The organism is Acetivibrio cellulolyticus CD2 (assembly GCF_000179595.2).
In the GTDB taxonomy this organism is placed as follows: Bacteria; Bacillota; Clostridia; order Acetivibrionales; family Acetivibrionaceae; genus Acetivibrio; species Acetivibrio cellulolyticus.
Window position 1 is genome coordinate 915215 of the sequence record NZ_JH556658.1, and the last position, 20903, is coordinate 936117.

18 protein-coding genes are annotated in these 20903 nt (G+C 34.2%); 2 read left to right on the forward strand and 16 right to left on the reverse strand.

Annotation, left to right across the window (positions count from 1 at the left end):
* Positions 1 to 5 precede the first annotated feature (5 nt).
* Entirely contained in the window at positions 6 to 3320 is a 3315-nt protein-coding gene (locus tag ACECE_RS28230) for a DUF5704 domain-containing protein (protein WP_010250284.1), read from the reverse strand.
* 12 nt (positions 3321 to 3332) lie between these two features.
* Positions 3333 to 4388: a copper amine oxidase N-terminal domain-containing protein gene (locus ACECE_RS29660; protein WP_010250285.1), complete on the reverse strand. Its 1056-nt coding sequence runs from the start codon at positions 4386 to 4388 to the stop codon at positions 3333 to 3335.
* A 159-nt stretch (positions 4389 to 4547) separates the two neighbouring features.
* Between ACECE_RS29660 and ACECE_RS32420 the strand changes: the two genes are divergently transcribed.
* Both ACECE_RS32420 and ACECE_RS32425 read left to right on the forward strand, forming a co-directional pair.
* Positions 4548 to 5384 (forward strand): transposase, encoded by an 837-nt coding sequence (locus ACECE_RS32420; RefSeq protein ID WP_407636673.1) that lies wholly within the window; start codon positions 4548 to 4550, stop codon positions 5382 to 5384.
* Positions 5385 to 5478: 94 nt separating this feature from the next.
* On the forward strand, positions 5479 to 5982 hold the full coding sequence (locus tag ACECE_RS32425; protein WP_010252870.1) for a hypothetical protein: 504 nt from the start codon (positions 5479 to 5481) through the stop codon (positions 5980 to 5982).
* Positions 5983 to 6573: 591 nt separating this feature from the next.
* Here the strand turns inward: ACECE_RS32425 and ACECE_RS0219490 are convergent.
* The 14 genes from ACECE_RS0219490 to ACECE_RS0219565 all read right to left on the reverse strand — a co-directional run bounded on the left by ACECE_RS0219490 (position 6574) and on the right by ACECE_RS0219565 (position 20903).
* Positions 6574 to 6888, reverse strand: a complete 315-nt coding sequence (locus ACECE_RS0219490) for a stalk domain-containing protein (protein WP_010250288.1) — start codon at positions 6886 to 6888, stop codon at positions 6574 to 6576.
* Positions 6889 to 7367: 479 nt separating this feature from the next.
* Positions 7368 to 8516: a hypothetical protein gene (locus ACECE_RS31515; protein WP_010250289.1), complete on the reverse strand. Its 1149-nt coding sequence runs from the start codon at positions 8514 to 8516 to the stop codon at positions 7368 to 7370.
* Positions 8517 to 8637: 121 nt separating this feature from the next.
* Positions 8638 to 8763, reverse strand: a complete 126-nt coding sequence (locus tag ACECE_RS32680; RefSeq protein ID WP_010250290.1) for a hypothetical protein — start codon at positions 8761 to 8763, stop codon at positions 8638 to 8640.
* Positions 8764 to 8861: 98 nt separating this feature from the next.
* A complete protein-coding gene (locus ACECE_RS29665) occupies positions 8862 to 9878 on the reverse strand; it encodes a hypothetical protein (RefSeq protein ID WP_010250291.1) in 1017 nt (338 codons plus the stop codon).
* Positions 9879 to 10011: 133 nt separating this feature from the next.
* On the reverse strand, positions 10012 to 10191 hold the full coding sequence (locus ACECE_RS0219510) for a hypothetical protein (protein WP_026073923.1): 180 nt from the start codon (positions 10189 to 10191) through the stop codon (positions 10012 to 10014).
* A gap of 52 nt (positions 10192 to 10243) precedes the next feature.
* A complete protein-coding gene (locus ACECE_RS28255) occupies positions 10244 to 11026 on the reverse strand; it encodes a hypothetical protein (RefSeq protein ID WP_010250292.1) in 783 nt (260 codons plus the stop codon).
* A 24-nt stretch (positions 11027 to 11050) separates the two neighbouring features.
* Positions 11051 to 13273 (reverse strand): peptidoglycan DD-metalloendopeptidase family protein, encoded by a 2223-nt coding sequence (locus tag ACECE_RS32200; protein ID WP_010250293.1) that lies wholly within the window; start codon positions 13271 to 13273, stop codon positions 11051 to 11053.
* A gap of 225 nt (positions 13274 to 13498) precedes the next feature.
* Positions 13499 to 14356, reverse strand: a complete 858-nt coding sequence (locus ACECE_RS0219525; RefSeq protein WP_010250294.1) for an SH3 domain-containing protein — start codon at positions 14354 to 14356, stop codon at positions 13499 to 13501.
* A 588-nt stretch (positions 14357 to 14944) separates the two neighbouring features.
* Complete coding sequence (locus tag ACECE_RS29675; protein WP_010250297.1) at positions 14945 to 15601, reverse strand: DUF6287 domain-containing protein; 657 nt, start codon at positions 15599 to 15601, stop codon at positions 14945 to 14947.
* 275 nt (positions 15602 to 15876) lie between these two features.
* The gene (locus ACECE_RS31930) at positions 15877 to 18252 is read right to left on the reverse strand and encodes a LysM peptidoglycan-binding domain-containing protein (RefSeq protein ID WP_010250299.1); all 2376 of its coding nucleotides are present in this window, start codon (positions 18250 to 18252) and stop codon (positions 15877 to 15879) included.
* Between the two features lie 70 nt (positions 18253 to 18322).
* A complete protein-coding gene (locus ACECE_RS0219550) occupies positions 18323 to 19321 on the reverse strand; it encodes a hypothetical protein (RefSeq protein ID WP_010250301.1) in 999 nt (332 codons plus the stop codon).
* A complete protein-coding gene (locus ACECE_RS0219555) occupies positions 19308 to 19946 on the reverse strand; it encodes a hypothetical protein (protein ID WP_010250303.1) in 639 nt (212 codons plus the stop codon). The genes ACECE_RS0219550 and ACECE_RS0219555 overlap by 14 nt, the downstream gene beginning before the upstream one ends.
* A 51-nt stretch (positions 19947 to 19997) precedes the next feature.
* Positions 19998 to 20384: a hypothetical protein gene (locus ACECE_RS0219560; protein ID WP_010250305.1), complete on the reverse strand. Its 387-nt coding sequence runs from the start codon at positions 20382 to 20384 to the stop codon at positions 19998 to 20000.
* Between the two features lie 54 nt (positions 20385 to 20438).
* Positions 20439 to 20903: a hypothetical protein gene (locus ACECE_RS0219565; RefSeq protein WP_010250307.1), complete on the reverse strand. Its 465-nt coding sequence runs from the start codon at positions 20901 to 20903 to the stop codon at positions 20439 to 20441.

Below are 20903 nucleotides of genomic sequence, written 5' to 3' on the forward strand. Positions count from 1 at the left end.
GATACTTAATTGGTTCCACCTGACGAATAGTCATCCGAGGACTTCTTGTCGGTGTAATAGAAGATTATGTCACCATCTGAAAGTGTAAATGTCGCTCCACTTCCATCCTTTTTCTTATAATCAAATCCTTCTATTTTCCACATGTTAGAATGCGGGCTGCCCCAGTAACTCAATTGTGGATTTTTCGCATCCTTGTTCTTTATTGTTTCTATTTCAAAGTTCACAATTATGTAACCATTTTTTAGCCAGAATTTCTCTTTTCCTGTAAAGGCTTTATTACCTAATGCATCAGCAACATCCAATCCTTTTTCACATACAAAAGCGTTGTTTGGTACGCAATACTCACCATACCACTTCTGTACAGATTTTTTTACTCTTTCTTCATCAACATCAGGTATATCCGAAGTATCACCAACAAAAGTTCTGACAGGCTTTGAAAGAATAACATCTCCATAGGAACCTATCTTTGCCTTTTGATTTGTAAACTCAGTTTTTGATGTATTCTCAAGGATATCACTCGTATCCGTCAACTCTTCGTCAGGTACATTTCTGTAAGGATCTCCTAACACTATACTTTTAATATTTTTGCTATCTACTTTACTTCCTACTTTTGCAAGGGTAGACGTCCCATTAATCTTTTCCTGGTACCAAAGATCCACTTCCTTACGCCCGCTGCCGTCCTTCTTCACATAGTAAAATCTTGGCTTTATGCGTATGAGGTCAGAATCATTGAAATAATTGCCTATTGTATTGAGTTCAAATTTAAATTTATAACCGGTCTTCAATACCCCTAAATTCTTCTTGGTTATATGGCTTCCGTTCAAAACAGGAAAAGTAAATTTATCCGAATTTCCACGTTTTTGTCCATCTTCATCCAAATCCCCTACCCAATAGTAATTATCTGAGTGTTCCGTTGTATTTGTGCTTGTTCTGAATACCTCTGCCCAATCGGGGTAATCATTGATATCTGTGATTTTCAAGCCATAAACGCGCCCAATAACCCTTACAGGGATAGTTTTTGTGGCAATATAATTCTTATAGGAGATATTTGACAGATTCTGTTTCAGACTGTCATTCCCCGGTGAGTTAATAGCTATCGTCCTGCATTGTACATCATAATTCCCTTCATTCACCCAGGTCGGAACAGTTAATGTCAATTCATCTACTTTTGCAGGCATATGATACTCTGTATTTGCCTTTAAGAACTTGTCCCCAACATAAACATCAAAAGGGAACTTAACAATTCTATCTTTTGTATACTTTCTATAATCTGCATTTACGTATCCCTTTTTGTTTATATACTTTCCTACAGTAGGAAATGTAAACTTTGATGTCCTTCCAAGGATCATTGCTGCCCTTGTGTCATCAGGCTTTATTTCCTGATTATGCTGCACATCATTTTCAATTACTGGATCGCATACAACCGGAGCATGTACTATTACAGGATTTACGTCAACTTTCCCGGTCCGCACAGTCTCAGCATTGTTAACACCAGCTATCTTATTGTAGTATACTGTACCAGTACTCTCATACTCGTCATTTAAAGTCTTTGCATCAATCTTAATGTTATTCTTGTACAAAACATCTTTGCCAACCATTCCGGCTTTTTTAGGTTCACGTGGATTTGTCGCACGTGTCTCATGCCAATCATCTTCCAAAACTGTAAAACCATCGATTATTAATTTGTCATTTTTTACTTGTATATTTCCAATAGCAGCTTCTGCTTCTGCTTGCCAAGCAGGTTCCGGAACACTCGGTTTTCCACTTCTTCCACCAGATAAGGGTTGTGATTCTAATACTATTTCAGATTCATATACCGGATCCTTGATATGATCTTTTACAACATCACTGTGTGATACCACTACTTCTGGCGCAGTATAGCCATTAGGTAAGATAGTAACACTTCCCGAAGGTAAGCATTTGTTTGTTATCACAGCTTTTTGTAAAGCATATACTCCCATTTTGTCGATCACATTGAATATGTAATCTCTATCAACATAATAGGTTTCTTTCTTCACCACAGTGTCACTTTTGTCTTCCCAGTCTGATACCCACCTCGAACCGGTTACATTACCTTTATCATCATATTCATATACAGTCTCACCTTCATCCTCCTGCCATGAAAGATTGTAAGTCTTCTTAATGGTAATCGGATATTTTTTGGTTCCACTCACATTTTTAGAACTAAAATCTGTCAAATACTTTTCGGTTGTTATATTTGCATATAAACTTTCCTGAGTTGGTATACCCTGCAAAACATTGTATTTTTCATTTCCTCTTAAATCAGCATTCAAGTTGCCTGTTGCACTTGAACCACCCTTCTGACCTAAATTTATTACTACTGTTGCTTCATCCTGAGGTACTATATCCTCAGAGGCCAAATCCGCTAAATCCTGACTATATACTCGAACAGTACAATAAAGTGTAGTCTCGGAATTTACATTATCTATGGAAACTGAAATTGTTTGTCCGTTGTCCTTAGGTTCTATAGTCCTTCCATCATTGGTTTTTATCCAATACTTTCTATTTGTAATCTTGGCGTCTGTCATATCCTTGCCTAATTCCTTAAACTTTGCGCTCGATTTACTTGAATCAAGAGTAACTTCAACTGAAGCATTAACACCTCGCTGTATAAGGCTTGGATTTGCATTTGTTGAAAGACTAGCAGTAATAGCACCAATGTCTCTTGTTAATGGATAAAAGTATACATACTTGTTAAAATGGGTATCTAAAACATCAGGGTCCATCCACCCTCTTGCTGACTTTATTCCAGGTGCAGTCCTATATACCTCACCACTTGTAACATATTTTCCCGTGTCTTTATCTTTCTCTAATGAACCTAAAATTTTATCATATTGATTGATGGTCAATATTCCATCAAGGTAAATACCTCCACCATTGTTATAGAGCTCATTTACCCATTCGGAGTTAACCTTATCAATTTGGTCGTACATCTCTGTAGAATTTACTTTATGATAAGTAATCATATAGCCTTCCTTGATTAATTCAGGCTTATCTTCATGTGTATCTTCACCATCTTCTTCTCGTCGAACAATTGTTGAGCTCCCTTCTTGAATTTCACCCCTTGTTTGTTTTAATGTATAACCTATTGTCCTATAACGAATTTTGGTCGTAGCTATTTTGTCATAGCTTGCTAAGCGTATTGAATTATCTTCAATTATTCTTATAGTTTCACCTTCTTTTAACTCCTTTAAGAAGTCAGTCCCTGTATCCATACTTCCACAAAAAACAACAGTATCGCATAAATAAACAGAGATAAATACAATTAAAACCATGATTATTGAAATGCTTTTTTTCATTACTTATATACCTCACTTAATAACTGCAAGCAGATATTCTCCATATAGTACCTTGATCGAGTGCTCCCAATCATCCTTTTGCTCAAGGTTGGCTATTTCAATATCCATATCACGTGCATGTTCTTTTCCTAACTCACTCTCTCCAAATGGGAAAAATTTATTTACCCACTCCATATCATTACAGCTTTCAATAGTATACACTGCTCTTCCTCTTATAATAGTATCCTCATCACTCAATATTAAAGATGGATCTGTTATAAACTTTGTCTTAATTACTATTTGTTTTTCTACAATCATATTAGCCAAATAATCAAGATGCTCTAAAATAGGTCTACTTTTTCCATCTCCTCCGTACCAGTTTGTACGAGGCATAAAATACCATTTCAATTTTTCTATGTACTCTTTTTTATCAAAAGTTCTATAATCTACGTTATAACAAGTTTCTATATAACCTTTTCCAACATTCATAAAATCAGTTACAGTTTTTACTCCATACCTATCAACCATCCACTTATTGGTTGCATACCATCCACTATGTGAATCCTTTCTATATTCATATGTATACAATTCTTTGGGCATATCAGGATTAATCTTGTAATAATCCGCGGCATTTGGTATATCAGCATTTATTGCAGCTTCCGTTGTAATTATTACTGTCTTTGTATTTGGATTCCATCCCACTTTTGCTCCAAGTCCTTCCGCAACATATCGTATCGGTACAAATGTTCTGCTTTCCTTTATTATCGCCTCTGTATCCATTGTCTTAATTTTTCCGCTTACCACAATATTCCTGTCATTTATCATTATGCTTATATCTACATTACCCTTTTTTATAGTCACTTCCTGATAATCTTCATTCCACCCAACCGTCGCTCCCAAACTTTCGGTAACAAATCTTACAGGTATAAGCGTCCTTCCATTCATATCTATAAAAGGTTTTGCGTCCGGAAAATTCACTGCTTTGCCATCTACAGTAACACTCACTCCTGCTGCTCCACTTACCGACCAAGGAACGCACACTATAGATACAAGTAATGCCATGATAACTGCAAATATTATTTTCTTCAAAATTATTACCCCCATTTTATATATATATTAGTTATTTGCGAAATGCTATAACGCTTGAATTTACTGCATTTCAAATTGATATTTTTATTGTTTTCCCCCTCTGCTTCTAGTAAAATATAGGTATCTAATCCAATTTTAAACAAGAGAAGGGGAAAACAAATGGTAAAACTTTATAAACAAATTTCTTTTGCTGACACATTCGAAGAATGTAAAGATGTTTTTCAAAATAATAAGCCAAAATTTCTTAAGCTACTCTCACAACATCTTGATTTATCTTCGCTTATACCACAGGATTTTTATTGGTCTTACCACAAAACTCTAGGGAGAGACCGTAAATATTCACTCTCTTCAATGCTTTCAGCATTAGTTCTGCAGAAAATTCTTGGCATTCCTACAGTTTCGCTACTCATTATTTTTCTTAATTTATGCCATGAAGCCCGTGAATTCTGTGGCCTTCCAGACGTCCCTCATAACTCTCAGTTTACACGGTTCAAACAAGATTTCGTTATTTACCTGGAAAACTTCTTTAACCACCTTGTAGATATTACAGAACCTATTTGCCAGGAAATTAACACTACTCTTGCATCCACTATCGCTTATGATACTTCAGGTATTGAAACCTTTGTAACTGAGAATAACCCAAAGTTCATAAATTCTATCATAAAAAAACTCAAGGCTTTCTACAAGGACAAGCCTGATGTCGATGTATATAAAATGGCTTATAGCCTTATGCCTTCTTCAGCCTCTGCAAACAAAGAAATCAAGCAACTCTACATAAACGGCTACTTCTGCTATGTCTACAAGTTTGGCATTATCACCAACGGCCTCGGCATTCCAAGACATATTGCCTTTTTGGATAGTGACTTCAAAAAGAAACATCCTGAAATGCACATTGAGAAAAAATCGGATTCTCCAGACGAAGATAAATCTATTAGTGATTCCAAATCCCTTAAACCAGTATTTGCAGACTTCTTTACTCTTCACCCGGATTTTTAAACCAAGCACTTTCCTTGGTGATTCTATTTTTGATACGTGCGATACCTACACATTGCTCTTAGATGAACTCAAGTTTCAAAGGGCTCTAATACCTTTGAATTCCAGAAATTCAAACCCTAATCTTCCGCCTATTAAATACAATGATGATGGTTGGCCACTTTGCTCTAAAGATTCTTCTGTACCAATGAAACCAAATGGCTGGAGCCGAGAAGAAGGAAGAATCGAAAGATTCAAATGGCGGTGCCCACAGGCAAAACTAATTAAAGGTAAATGGGTTACTTCTTGTGATAACCCCTGTAATGGCAAGCCTTGCGGTCGTGTAACCTTCACATCTCCTGCCATGGATAAACGCATGTATCCAGGTGTGATTAGAGGCTCTGACGAATGGATTTCTGACTACAAAATTAGGACTGTAGTAGAAAAAAACATTCAATACCTTAAGGAGCCTATGGCCTGTGGTAATCTTAAAACAAGAGACAACCTAACTATTAAAGCAGATTTATATCTCGCAGGTATCACACAACTAATTACTGTAATACTTGCAGATAAAATTCATGAGCACAAGTATATACGTAGTTTAAAACCTTTAATCGCTTGATTTACTAACTTACTCTTGAAACTTATGTCTTATACATAAGCTTATTTGTGCTGTAATTTCATCAACAAGGTTCTGGTTTTTCAGTCAAATCACTAACATATATCCCTCTTAAGTTATCAAAGTCCATTTTACATCTCTTCTAACTTTTTACATCTGATTTTTTAAGTCATTTTGCAAATGCCTAATATATATATTGATTTATTATATTAATAATCTATTTAACAACTATTAAGAAAAAGATTATGATTTCTTAATAGTTATATTTATATATAATCAATGTAAATTATAACTTATACGACAAATCATATCAATCCGTTTTTACAACAAAATTAGACTAAAAATTCTGTAGCTGCGCATTTTTCATTTCTCAAACCTCACTTAATAACCGAAAGCAGATGCACCCCGTATAGAGCCTTAATCGAGTGTTCCCAATCATCCTTTTGCTCAAGATTTGCAAACTCGATTTCCATATCTCTTGCATGTTCTTTTCCTAGCTCACTTTAACCAAATGGGAAAAATTTATTTATCCATTCCATATCATTACAATTTTCAATAGTATAAATTGCTCTTCCTCTTATAATTGTACTTCCATCACTTACAACCAATGATGGATCGGTTATATACTTCGTGTTTATCACTATTTGCTTTTCCACAATCATATATCGTATTGGTACAAATGTTCCGATACTCTTCATTCCATCCAACTGTTGCTCCCATACTTTCTGTAACAAATCTTACAGGTATAAGCGTCCTTCCATTCATATCTATAAAAGGTTTTGCGTCCGGAAAATTCACTGCTTTGCTATCTACAGTAACACTCACTCCTTCTGCTCCACTTACCAACCAAGGAACGCACACTATAGATACAAGTAATGCCATGATAACTGCAAATATTATTTTCTTCATATCTGTCCTCCTGCTTATTTCAATATACGTACTTACAACCTTTTAGCCGAATAGTTAAAATCATATATAATCAATGTATACCTCTATTAGTTGCATTTACTTATTTGCCATACTAACCAAATCAACACTTGAAATTATATCCATTTTTCCCCGAACAGCTTTCTTCTCACATCGATATGCTACTACAAATCTTAAAAATTATCTAGATGACCAAAGTCATATTTTCACATCTAATGGTCATAACTTTTATTTCTATAAACCACTTAACTTTCTTCTTAAACATCTCCTAGTTTCCATACTCTTGCAGCGGCCCAACAAGCTGTTTCGATTCAAAAGCTATTGTTTCGGAGTATGATGTTCTGTCTTTTTACATCCTGCACCTACTTTGCAAAAGTATACTTTATAAGTTTATTATTAGTAGTTGTAATGTATATGTTCTTATTATCAATAGCCATCTTATCAGGTAATCATGAATTCAATTAATTTAATTCTTTACCACTTAATACCTTTATTAAATCTGCTTTTGCAATCAGTTGTCTCTCACCTATTGAATATTTCTCTATAACAATTACTGCCTTACCTGTCTCTAAAGGTAAAAGTTTTTCTGCAACATCGGAGTTATTAATTCCTATAGAACTTATCTCTCCAATTGCTTCTAACACAGGTAATTTGGACTTTGAGTTATTATCTAAAATGAATATACACCCATTTCCATCACCTGTTTCACCCCATTCATATGTACCAGTTAATGTAATCTCACCAGAAAATGTTAGGTCTGCTATTGAATTCTGATTTTTCTCAATACTTTTGACAGTAAGTCCAGCAATATTTTGTCCAATTTTAATTGAATCTCTTTTTATAATACAAGTATTATAACTTTCTGAAGTATTCATATTTATTTCTCCCCTACCTTCAATATTTTTACTGCTTAGTAGCAATTCAATTGAATCTCTATCAGCACCATATCCACTTTTATAACTAATCATTCCTTTATTCTTTTCCCAAATAATTGTTTCAAAATAACCTGTTGAAACTTGATTATTATAAGAGTGAAATTCCCGCGTATCTCCACTTATTTCCAAATAGTGGTGATATCCAGATTCCCCTTCACCTAATTCATCTTTAATGACTTTATCTTGGCAAACAATTACGCTATTATCTGGTAATTCCCCACTCACCTTTAACTTGTTTAGATTCTCTTCTGTTGGTTCCATTTTATAAATTTTGTCCTTCTGTACATAAAAATACCCCAAACACAACCGCTCATTAGGAATCCCATCAATTGGATCCAGCTTAAATTCATATACTTTTCCATCCTTAAGACTAGTAATTTCATTAACTCTTAATGTTACATCTTTTTCTAATGTATCATCAAATAAAAAAATCCCTTTATAATTCAACTGTAAAATATCACTATTAAAAAACGAATTAGCTTCAGATTGCTCGTCAACAATAGTATTACTAGTAGTAGCGTCAATTTCATTTGCATTTGAATCAATTTGCACTTGTGTATTTGACTTATTTGGAATCACATTTTTATCAGAACTATCAGAAGCCTCATTAGGTTTTGCACAACCAGAAACAAACAAAAAACTAATCATTAGAATTGCTACTATAACATTTCTCATAATATCCCCCTAACTATATTTCATGGTTATTTTTAAAGATTTTCAATATTAATTTCACCAAATATAACTCTTCAAAAGCCCTTCAATGCATCAATAAGCAAATAAATGCCTGGTTGACGATCTACAGTATTAGTATCAAATTTGCCCCTCCATCTAATTTAAGCCCATAAACTTCTATATTTTTTATCAAACTGTTTGCATAATTTGAATCAGTTGCATATCCAGCTTTTTTAGTCCTTTTGCCCAATTTTATAAATATTCAGAGTTTTTCCTCTAACAAGTGCATGACCATTGCTTACAACCAGTGATGGGTCAGTTAGATATTGCTTCTTATTCGTACATACCTTAAAATGCTTTAATATTTTGCTTATTCAAAAATTCTGTTACTTCTTTAATAGAATTATTATTTTTAGTACCATTGATTTCATTATTCAAACTATCCATACTTACAAATTCACTACCCTTTTGCAAGTAGACCCCAGCAACTTTAAATGGTTCATCTGCATTTGCTCCATGTCCAAAAATATATTCCGATATTACAATTACATCCTTTAACCCATCTTTATTTATATCTTCAAATGCTACTGCCTTTAGTTCAGAAAAAGTCCATTCATTCCCATAAAATTCCGGAAAAGTGTACCTAACATATCCTTGCTTATCCACTAAATAAAAATATATTTTTGGAATATCATACTCATTATTCTTACAGCCAGAAACAAAACGAACATTTCCAAAATTATTTAATTCAACTTCAAAAGACTGTTCTTCAATAACCTCAAAACCATTCTCCTGCATATCACCCAACTTATAACTGTTACTTTCCATAGATTCTTTTTCGTAATATTTTTGATCTAAATTCCAATACTCTTCTCCATTTATATTAATTGTTCCTTCTTCACTATTATAGTCGCTAATACTAATTTCCATTGTCTCTGGTAGACTTAAATATACTTCCTTGGTCTCACCGCCAATTATCTCCTTTTCTGAAGATACAGAACCTGAAGCTTCTGATAGAACTCCACCTTCTAATTCTATTTTCTTCTTTACTGTAAGATAGATTTTATTACCATTTACCTTCCATTCACCCGAATGCTCAATTTCTCTATTTTCTCCATCGTATTGACTATGCTGAAATCTATAAGTACCATCTTTATTAAAATAGTAAATATGATTATATCCGGCTCCTATGCTTCGGCCACCATATTGCCACATACCAAACAGCTTTTCTTTTATATCGTTTTCTAAGTCAACTGATTTGTCGAATGAATTAGAATTTGCTCCATCAAACTGTAAGCATGATACAACTGATAACATTACTATTAAACTACATAAAAATAAAAGTATAATAATACCTCTTCTCATTAATAACTCTCCTCGTAATTAAGTTTAATACTTCTTTAGAAAATAAATTGGGTGTATAGAACTTATACTGTCCATTCGTATGTATTATTGCATGCAACAAGAATCATTAATGTCGGAAATATAAATGTATACCTCAAATTTCATTAATAGCTATAAACGTTGAATCTTCTCCCTTTTTGTTTCTAGAAAAAAACCAAAAAGGATAACTATCAAATTGATATCTTATTTGATAGACTATATTTTCAAGTACTTCATACCAATCTTTACTCATTTCAGCTTTTCCCATTATCTTCTGGATCTCATCCAAACTCATTTTATCGAATTATCTTCCATTCACTTTCTGAATCCCTACCTACAATATCATTTTAGTTATTTTCATTCTCTTGTTCTTTCGACGATTTTTCCATATTATAGTCTAAAAATATATATTTCACCTTTTTAAAATCTTGTTCTAAAGTTATATCTAAGTTCAACTCGTCTTTAGAATATCTAAGAAAGTATAAACCATCCACATTTTCTGTATCCTTTTCAAAACCATCAGGCTTACCATATAAGCCCAGAACCTTTTCCAACTCATCTCCCACCATTAATCCACTTTTTGTTGCAAACGATTCAAGATATATGCCTACAATATAACTACTTCCATCTTTGATTTCATCGCCCACATATTCCCTTTCTGAAAACACTATAATTCTAATTTCGGGATTACTGTAATTTGGATAACATAAATTCCACCTTCTATACTTGGTATTACCACTTATATAACCTTGATTATTTGCTTCATAATCTTCAGATAGTCCTAACTTAGCAGTAATATCCTCAATCTTTGTATTTTTATTTATAATCACGTCTTTATAAACTACTTCAAAATCCTCTTCCTTTAGCTCCTTTTTGTCACTGCCCATTATTTTAGACATGATTTGGCTATCTTTAGTCCCTTCATTATCATTAATTTCAGGACTTTCTTGATCTTTATCCTTTGAAGCTATTGATGGAACAGCAGTATTACTAATAGAATCAACCTTTTTTGTATTAGTTACAAGATTTTTAGTTTTGTCCTTATCTAAAATTGATTTATTACATCCACTTGTTATTAAGACTAAAGAAATCGTTAAAGTTAATATACCTATCCACTTAAACCTATTCATAAATAATTACACCTTCCTTTAATGCTAGTTTTTGGGTATTCCAACTATAGTCCAATTACCATCAGGTTTACCTTTACTATTTTGAGAATTCTGTTTGGGAACAAATTCATATTGCCTTAATTTGATTCCTTGTGACTTTGCAATTTTATGCACAACACTATCATCTATACCTGAAATATACTTTTCATAATTGCTTGCCTCACCACCAGTAAGATCATTGTAAATACTTCTTACGCTATTGCCCCATGCACCATGGCCTGCATATACTCCAGTCTCTACTTTTTTGGTATTCATTCTTATAATCGGTGTTAACCAATTAGCATACTGGAATATATCCCCACTTCCCTTTATCCCACTCAAGTTATTATTATTTGACACTGCTTTTCTAAATTCATCACCACAATCAATATAGCCTAATATTTTACCAAAAATCAAGCTATTTGCTTTCATCAAATCCAAAGCGTAATTAGTTTCAATGCCATGTTGTCCATCTGCAGCACGGTTAGTACTACTTGTATTAAAACTTCCTGTACCTTCTTGAATTATGATAGCTAAGAGAAACCGTGGATCTATTTGAATACCATACTGCTTATTAATTTCTTCTGTAGCTTGCCAGATTGCATCTACCTTTTCTTGTGACCATTTAATCCCCTTATTTGCAAACCAGTTTTTTAGAGCTTTTTCCTCCTTAGTCGTACCATTTAACTTCATCACAGAAGAAGGAATCCAATCATCGTTATGTTTAGCACTATCATTAATGTCATTTGATGTATTACTTCCTACATCAACATTCAAAGAACTTGAATTTGGTATTTTGATAACCTGACCCACAACTATTAAGTTAGCATTGGAAATATTATTTTGTTTCACTAATTCAGCAACAGTCGTACCATATTTCTCTGCGATTTTGCTAAGGGTATCTCCACTTTTTACTATATATTCTACAGTATTACCAGATACTTTTCCATTAGTATTTATATTATGAGATTCAGGAAGGCTTGTAACTTTTCCTTTCAAAAATGGCATTGGATCAATAGGTGCAGAATCTGATTTTCCAAGGCAATTTCCATCTTTGTTACATTCTCTAACCTCAAAGTGAAGATGAGGCCCTGTTGAATTTCCTGTACTTCCAATATCACCTATATCCTGGCCTGCTTTAACTTTATCCCCTTTTTTAACATCTATTTTACTCATATGTGCATATCTTATCTGAATCATCTTTCCATTTATTTCAGCATTAATATATACAACATTTCCGTATCCGCTTAACCATTGAGCTAATACTACTTCTCCACCAACTGCAGCATTTATATCCTCTCCACTTGCTGCCGAAATATCTACTCCACTGTGTCCATTCGGGTGGAGGCTATCTTTAGAACCAAATGGACACGAAATACGCTCTGATGATGGCACAGGCCATACAAATGTCGCTGATTCTACTGTATTACTATTTTTTGCAGTGCCTGATCCATCAATAGAGACTGCATTATCCTTTGTGAATATATGATTCCATGTAGTTTTTCCAACCTTACCTCCATATTCGCCAAAATTCCAGAGACCATTTTGTTCTTTGTACTTATTTACTGCCGATAATGTATTACTTCCGAACAGTCCATCTTCAACTAGCTTTCTTCCCTTATCGTCAGTATAACCCAATTCATTCAGTTTCTTTTGTAGCAATAAAACTTCTTCCTTGTATTTACTTGGATCATAAGACAATATGCCCTTAAGTCCCGGTATATCTGCTTTCTTTATTTCTATTGGCTTTACCTCTTTATTATTCACAGTAACGCCTTTTTCATCGAAGTATTTCTTTATCTCATTTAAAGTTATAATAGTACCTATAGGTGAACCGAAAATTCCAAAACCTATTAGTATTTTTAGAATAGATTCTGCCTTTTTCCTTATTGAACTTAGCTTATCAAATATATCTGAAAATATATTTCTACCTGATTTCTTCTGGCTTATTTCATTCAAATCCTTTTCGATCATTTTTTCCGCAGCCTCATATGCTTTAACAGTATCAGAAAGGAATTTCGCTATATCAGTCAAGCTTCTCTCATTCTGATCTACAGCTTCACATACTTTATTAAAATCTCTATCAATATTTCTTTCATACCTTATGTCAGAATCAAGTGATTTCCTTATAGTTTGGAGGCTATTCTCTATTTGGCTCAGCTTCTGTGAAAGCTTTTTGAACTCAGCTTCGCAACGTTGTAATTCTTCATTCTTTACTGCTATTGACATAATTTATCCTCCTGTACTTATTTATAAAACTATTTCATATATTATATTTTATCTATATTTGCAAATCAACAATTTCTGACATAATGCTCGTTTGATGGGATGAAATGCAAAAGGTAGGGATATGCTTCCTACCTTTTTAAGACTAATCCAGTATTATTAAAATCCCAATATTCCAGTTTAATATTTTCATAATCAATATTATCCATTAGAGTATTACAATAGGAGCTATTTATCGCTAAAGGGTTCAATGTACTTTTTTTCTACTGTAGCAACAGAAGCTCCAGGCAACGACAAGACATATTCATTTTCTAATTCTTCCATAATTCTCCCCCATGTTAATGAATCTTTTACTATCTCTACACCATCATTTCCATCGATCTTAATAGGGCTCCCTTTTTTTACATTGACCTCAAGCTCGATATTACTATCGAACTCCTTATAATAACCTAAATCTGACTTTTTAATCCATCCATAGCTAAATGAGTTTGAGTCCATATAATAATTCATAGTAATAAAATACCAATCCTTATACTCCGCTGTAACTGTAACTGAATTTCCTTTATAAGCTTTGAATACACTTTTTGAATCTTCTTCAGGCGTTATAAAAACATCACATTCGCTCAATACATACATAATTTCATTTTCAATATAGCCTATATTACTATTATTTTCGCCTTCAATTACCCATGTTGGTACAACACCCTCAATAGATATACGAGTAAAAAACTCATCTTTTTTACCAATTATTTTTGCAGCTTTAGTTTGATTGATACCGAATGCATTTAGCTTACACAAAGGACCATATGCAGGAACGCTAGGAAAGCCATCATAGTTTTCATATAAATCTATTCTAAACCCATCTTTTAATACACCATCGCAAACTTCTGCATTTTCAACTTCTGGTTCTTCACCTTTTACAGTCTTAATTTCTACACCCTCAACACTGCTTAAATTAGCTATTTGGTTATTTTCCATTAATATTGTATTCTTTCTTTTTAATTGTCTGTTTTCGACAAACATTGATAAACTAATAATTACGGAACAAGCTAAAATCAACGAAACAACAATTTTTCTTATTTTCATGACCATTCCCCTTTTTAATAATATGTTACTTTATATTTGAAAAGCTTATTGTCATTACTTGTAAAATATATAATACCCCCTTTTTGGGCAAAAAGAAGGATGGTCATCCGAAGTCAACCGCCATTACATCACAATCACCCTTACCCGTCCCAGAAGAAACATCGCCCCCAGAATTTGGTACAACAACATCCGACTTAGGCTTAGTTGATATATCATGTTTCGGTATTTTAATTATCTGACCAACGGATATAATGTTTACATTCTGAATATTATTGAATTCTGCCAGTTCTGCTACAGTCGTATCATATTGTTTAGCAATTTTGCTTAGCGTATCCCCAGACTTTACTACATATTCTTTGCAAACTGTATTTGTAGTCTGTTGTGTAGCATTTACATTGGTATTCGTTATAGGCTTACTCTGTGTATTTATACTATTTGTACCTAGCTACAGTAGAAAAAAATATGTTGAACCCTTTAGCGAGAAATAATTTCCGTCGGCTTTAAGTACTATATAATTGCAGTAGCTGCAATTATATAGTACTTAAGGACAAACAGATCTTCAAAATATTTGATATCGAATCAATCACATTACTTGGCATTGGTTTGTGCAAAAACTTCTGTAAATCCATTACTGCTTGACCAAATGACAATAAGGTTTTTAGTGTTGTCAATCTTCACTCCATTATTTGGTTCTAAAATATTTTTTGCACCCATTGGGTAAAAATAAACAGCCCAGTTGATGGCGACATTTTGATCTGTGAGGGAAGCATCGAGTGAATCTCCATTATTTTCGAACGTAAGAGTATGTGAACCCGCACTATCCTTAAGTGTATTTCCCTGAATGACCAAGTCCCCATTGCCATGTACGATTTTGTCACTTGAGACAGAGAGGGTAGAAAGTGAACCCGCTTTCCACTGCTCCCCAGTGCCGTTATGTGGGTTTACTGCATAAGCCACTCCTGTCCAAGTGCCTAGCAAACTCGTATAATTCCCAGCTTGAATTTGTGTAAGGTTCATTCCTGTAGCTTGTATATCCTGAGTTGAACTGGAAGCATTTGTCGAAACGCTTGTCGATGTTGAAGAGTAAACAGATGAACTTTGGGAAGACACTGAGGATTCATCTGACGGTGTAGCTGCATTGATTGAAACACTTGAGTTATTAGATGACGCGTTGTCATTGTTACCACATGCGGTAAGGGATAGCATAAGTACCAAGGTCAGTGCAAAAACGAAAAACCTCTTCATATTGAAAACCTCCCGATTTAATAAGCTTTTGAGAAAAACCATACTTTAAGATGGTATGAAACTTTTTCTGTAAATTGCTTTCTATGATAATTTTTTATGGGGCTTGTGAGCCAGATTTTGGCTTTCAAGCCTTGATTACAATATATAGAAATGCAAATAGCTTGTCAAGAGCACCCTTGAAAAGGGCGTTTATATATCTTGACTGGCCGTTTGCTTTAATGCTCTGCAAACTCTTTTCAATGCCTCCACCCGATCAGGGCAGAGGCATTAGTTAATCAGAGGTTGCCTCCTAGCGATTTAATCACGTCCATAAGGTTTTGCAATGGGTGACCGTATAATCCTGTCCAGCCCCCCGTTATGCCATTGAGATCATTTATTTCCGCAGTACACGCAGATGTCGCCGGAATGTAAGCAAGTCCTATACTTCCGGCTGGGATAGATTTCAATAAGTCGGATGCAGCTGCGGTCGGCATATCGGCAGGTTCACCACCGCCGGTTGCAGGTCTTGAGTTTGTTTTGTTAGATTGCTGCACCAAATAATTAGCATCCTGAATCGCAGATGAGATCGGCAGGTCCGAAGTATCTACGTTTTTAGGTGTCCAGTGATTAATAAACCCTCCAGCTATGTTTCCACCTGAACCCTCGTTAACTGAATAGATGTAAAATAAAACAGGTGAAACACCAGCAGCTTTAACTGCATTTGTGACCTCTCTTATATTGTCAGCATTAAGATTATATTTTGCATTCTTGCTCGCACAATTACTTTTACTTAGATACCATTGTTCAATAGCACTATCAGATATGCCCCAGGTCGAACTAATAGGCTCTCTACAAAAGTTTTCCACTTGTGAAAGGATAGAACCCGTACCTCCACCCGTTCCCGAAGAAGCATCTGGTACAGTAACAGAAGGATTATCCTTAGGTTTAGTTGATATATCATATTTCGGTATTTTAATTATCTGACCAACGGATATAATGTTTACATTCTGAATATTATTAAATTCTGCCAGTTCTGCTACAGTCGTATCATATTGTTTAGCAATTTTGCTTAGCGTATCCCCAGACTTTACTACATATTCTTTGCAAACTGTATTTGTAGTCTGTTGTGTAGCATTTACATTGGTATTCGTTATAGGGTTACTTTGTTGTGTATTTATACTATTTGTGCCCAAATCGAAATTACCTTTTACACAATCTAATAATACGGTATAATCGTAATAGCTTTTGGCTTCAGAATTTGTATATGCTATATCGTGCCATGTTTGTTTAGATCCATTTAAATCCTGATTCTCATCACCAATTGTAATCGAACCTAAATGCGGGCCTTTACTTCCATTTGAGTGTGCATATTTAATTTCCGTTACTACCCCATTAGTCTTAACAACTTCATAAATGAGAATTATATGCCCTCCATTAGCAGTACGCATTGTACATCCCGGCACAATATCTTTTGCTTTACTTATTTGGTCACCCTTTTTAGTACTCGTTAAATCAGCAGCTGATATACCATTACCATAAGTAGTACCCCATTCTTCTAAAACCTTTCCGCCTGTTGCTTCATTTAAAATATATGCTACAAAACCGGAACAATCTATGCCGGTATACCTCTTGTTAGCATCAATAACTGCCTGATATTGCGAAGGATTTGATGCATTCTTACGTAAAAATTCCCGTATCTTTTCAGGTGTAGCTTTTCCTCCATATAATTCAGTTCCTTTAGGTGTAATATAATATGGTATCTTAACAGTAACACCATCAATAGTAAAATTTGTATACTGATCAATATATTTCAAAAGAGTATTTTCTGCATTCTTATCCTGGCTATTAGGTTTTTCAGGTTTTAAAATAGCTTCATTCTTAGAATTAATTCCATTACCTTTATATGGGACCTTCATGTTTTTAAACAAATGCTCCCATGTAGTTTGACCGACTTTACCTTCATATTCGCCAAAGTTCCAGAGACCATGTTGTTTTTTATATTTATTTACCGCTGCCAATGTATTCTCGCCAAACTTTCCGTCTTCCTCTAAAGCCCTGCCTAAATCATCTGTAATTTTGAGCTCGTTTAATCTTTTTTGCAGCAATAAAACCTCTTCCTTGTATTTACTTGGATCATAAGACAATATGCCCTTTAGTTCCGGTATATCTGCTTTCTTTACTTCTATTGGCTTTACCTCTTTATTATTCACAGTAACGCCTTTTTCATCGAAGTATTTCTTTATCTCATTTAAAGTTATAATAGTACCTATAGGTGAACCGAAAATTCCAAACCCAATTAGTATTTTTAGAATAGATTCTAACTTTTTTCTTATTGAACTTAGCTTATCTAATACATTTAAAAATATATTACTGCCCGATTTCTTCTGGCTTATTTTATTCAATTCTTTTTCGATATTTTTCTCTGCATCCTCATATGCTTTAGCAGTATCTGAAAGGAATTTTGCTATATCAGTCAAGCTTCTCTCATTCTCATCTACAGCTTCACATACCTTCTTAAAATCTCTGTCAATATTTCTTTCATTTTTTATGTCAGAATCAAGTGATTTCCTTATATTTTGGAGGCTATTCTCTATTTGGCTCAACTTCTGTGAAAGCTTTTTAAATTCAGCTTCGCAACGTTGCAAAGCTTCATTCTTTACTGCTATTGACATAATTTATCCTCCTGTATAGAACCCTTTAGTGAAAAAAATCCGGTGAATCCTAAACTTAAAGGTTATATAATTAGGGATTACAAACCGGACAAGGCATATAACCGTTTGCAGCACATTCTGCTTTAGAATCAAGCACCTCAATTTCGTCACTTGTTTCTACTTCAGGAGCTATTATGCTACAACCTTGCTTATGATAAAATTTCTGAATCATTCCAGGGCTAATTTCTCTTTCTTCAAGTATATATTTGGAAGACTTAACCAGCCTTGCCCCACCAAGAGCATAGCTGTTGATTCTCTCACCAGATAAACCTATTGGCATACCTTGAAAAAATACAAGCATTCCAACGTCATCTACAGTCTTATACCAATCTCCATCCTTTATTTGCGGAAGAGTAAAGTTATATGAAATGCCAAACATTCTGGCAATATCATTATGCTTGTTAATTGTAAAATTAACATCTTTTTTTAAGTCCTCTATAATAGTTTTTCTTCTTAGCTGATCAAATAGTTTATCATCCTTCATAAAATCCGGACATGACCCTAGTCCGATTTTTTCAGCAACCTGATCACGAGTACCGGTAAACATCTCCTTGCTTCCAGTTTCCACCACTGTCAGACTGTTATCGAGAGTAAAAATGTACACATAGCTCCCATCAGAATAGGAAAAGGATTGTTTCGGATTACACACCAATTTCATTTCTTTTTCGTGTTTTGAATTGTAGTATTCCTGATTTGATACCACATAATATCCATCATAATCTACAACAACTATGCATGAAATATACCCCTGAAGCTTCTTAGCCTCAATGCTGTTTTCAAGCAGATTGAAATTTATATTCATGGAATTCAGGAATTCCCGAACACCATTTTCCTTATTGATCTCTATGTTCTTACCGGCTCCACCTTCAATCATGCCCACAACACCATCTTCAACCGCAGTGTCCAGTATCCTGTTTATTTCTATTTTCTTATACGCTGCTGCTTCGACGTATTGTGCCTTTATATCCAACAATAGGTTAAGCGGAAGAATGATAATAACAAAAAGTATAGCAAGGTCAGTTATTTTCATCTTTAATCATTCCTCCATACCTTACGTAAATTTTTTGTGCACTAAGGCTTGTATTGTATAGCATTTCTTGAAGTCTTGTAGCCATTGTCTTATTTTTATTGTAAACCGTTACGGCAAAGTAATCTCCTTTTTCAAGTTCATAATTTCTATTTTCGCCTTCCACAATTGGATGGTCTGGGAACATAGACTCTAAAATTGTACCGTTATAATATGTTCTATAACCAACAACAAAATCAACAGGCCCAATATCCTCTTCTTCAGCTTCAGCTTCACCCTCTGCTGGGTCCTCCGTATCTGCTTCATCCGCTTCATCTGCATCATCCGCAAGAGGTGCCGAAACGCCAGCTGTAGGGTCATCATATACGGGATCGTATCTTTTTTTTCTATGCTCCATTTTTATTTCATATAAATTGTTGGTAGCTGCAAGTCTGCTTGAAAATTCCTCATACATAACTGGGGTAATATATCCAAGATTCCTTACAGAATCAACAAACTTTGAAGTCTCAGTTAGAACATATATCCTACTTGTTTCATCAAGTCTTTCAAACTCATTCTTTGTAGGATAAATAAATAATAATAACACTGCTAAAACTATTGCAATTATTTTGCCCAATGAATCTCCCATCGTACCTACCTCGTAATAACATTTTAGGCGGGCTTAAAAAAGCCCCGCCCCCTATTCAGATTCATATTTAACTGATTCAACTATACCATTTGAATCAATATTCCTCTTAACTTTATAATTGCCTCTTTCATTAATACTGGAAAAACTAAAATCATCTTTAAATATATCAACATCTTTAGAAATGTACTTGCTATCAACTATAATATCTGCTTCAAGTCCATTAATAATGTCGCTGATTATATCTGCTCCAGTCACAGTAGTGTACTCCGAATTATATACTCTATTCTCTGCAACCTCTTTGTCCCTGTTTATTGTACCTGCCAGCAACTCAACATTCTTTTCCGACAATGGATTCAAAAACAAGAATAACGATAATGCTGAAACAAAAACCAAGATCATAGCCACATCAAATAAAAAATCAGCTAAATTTTCTCCCATTTATAATCATCCTTCAGCTTCAATTCATAACATTCATGAAATACACTACAAAAATTACTGTTGTGTGAAAGTTATTGAAGCAATTCTTCCATTATTATCTCTTGCCACTTCACCTTTAAATCTTCCAGCTGGATTTATGTAAGTTGAAGGAGCTTCAATGTCCTCTGCATCTTCTACTGTTTTAGAAGCACTAGATAGAGCATTTATATTTGAAGCATTATATGCGTACCAGTTTGATTGGGTAGTTCCTCCCACTCCTGTTACAACAAGTATTCCAATATAATCCTTTGAGCTTTCTACTTTTTCTATTGCACTTACTACATCATTGCCTGTTACCGTCATATTATCGTACATTGTATACTCGCTTTCAGCAAGCTTGTTATTCATGCTGTTTATGTTTGTTACTGCATTTGTTGCAGCATCCTTACCTGAATTCATAATAAAGAATCCGATAGTAACAATTGCCATTGTGATTAGTACTGCTGCCGCGATAATAATTGCTTTTGTTGCGTTTTCCAT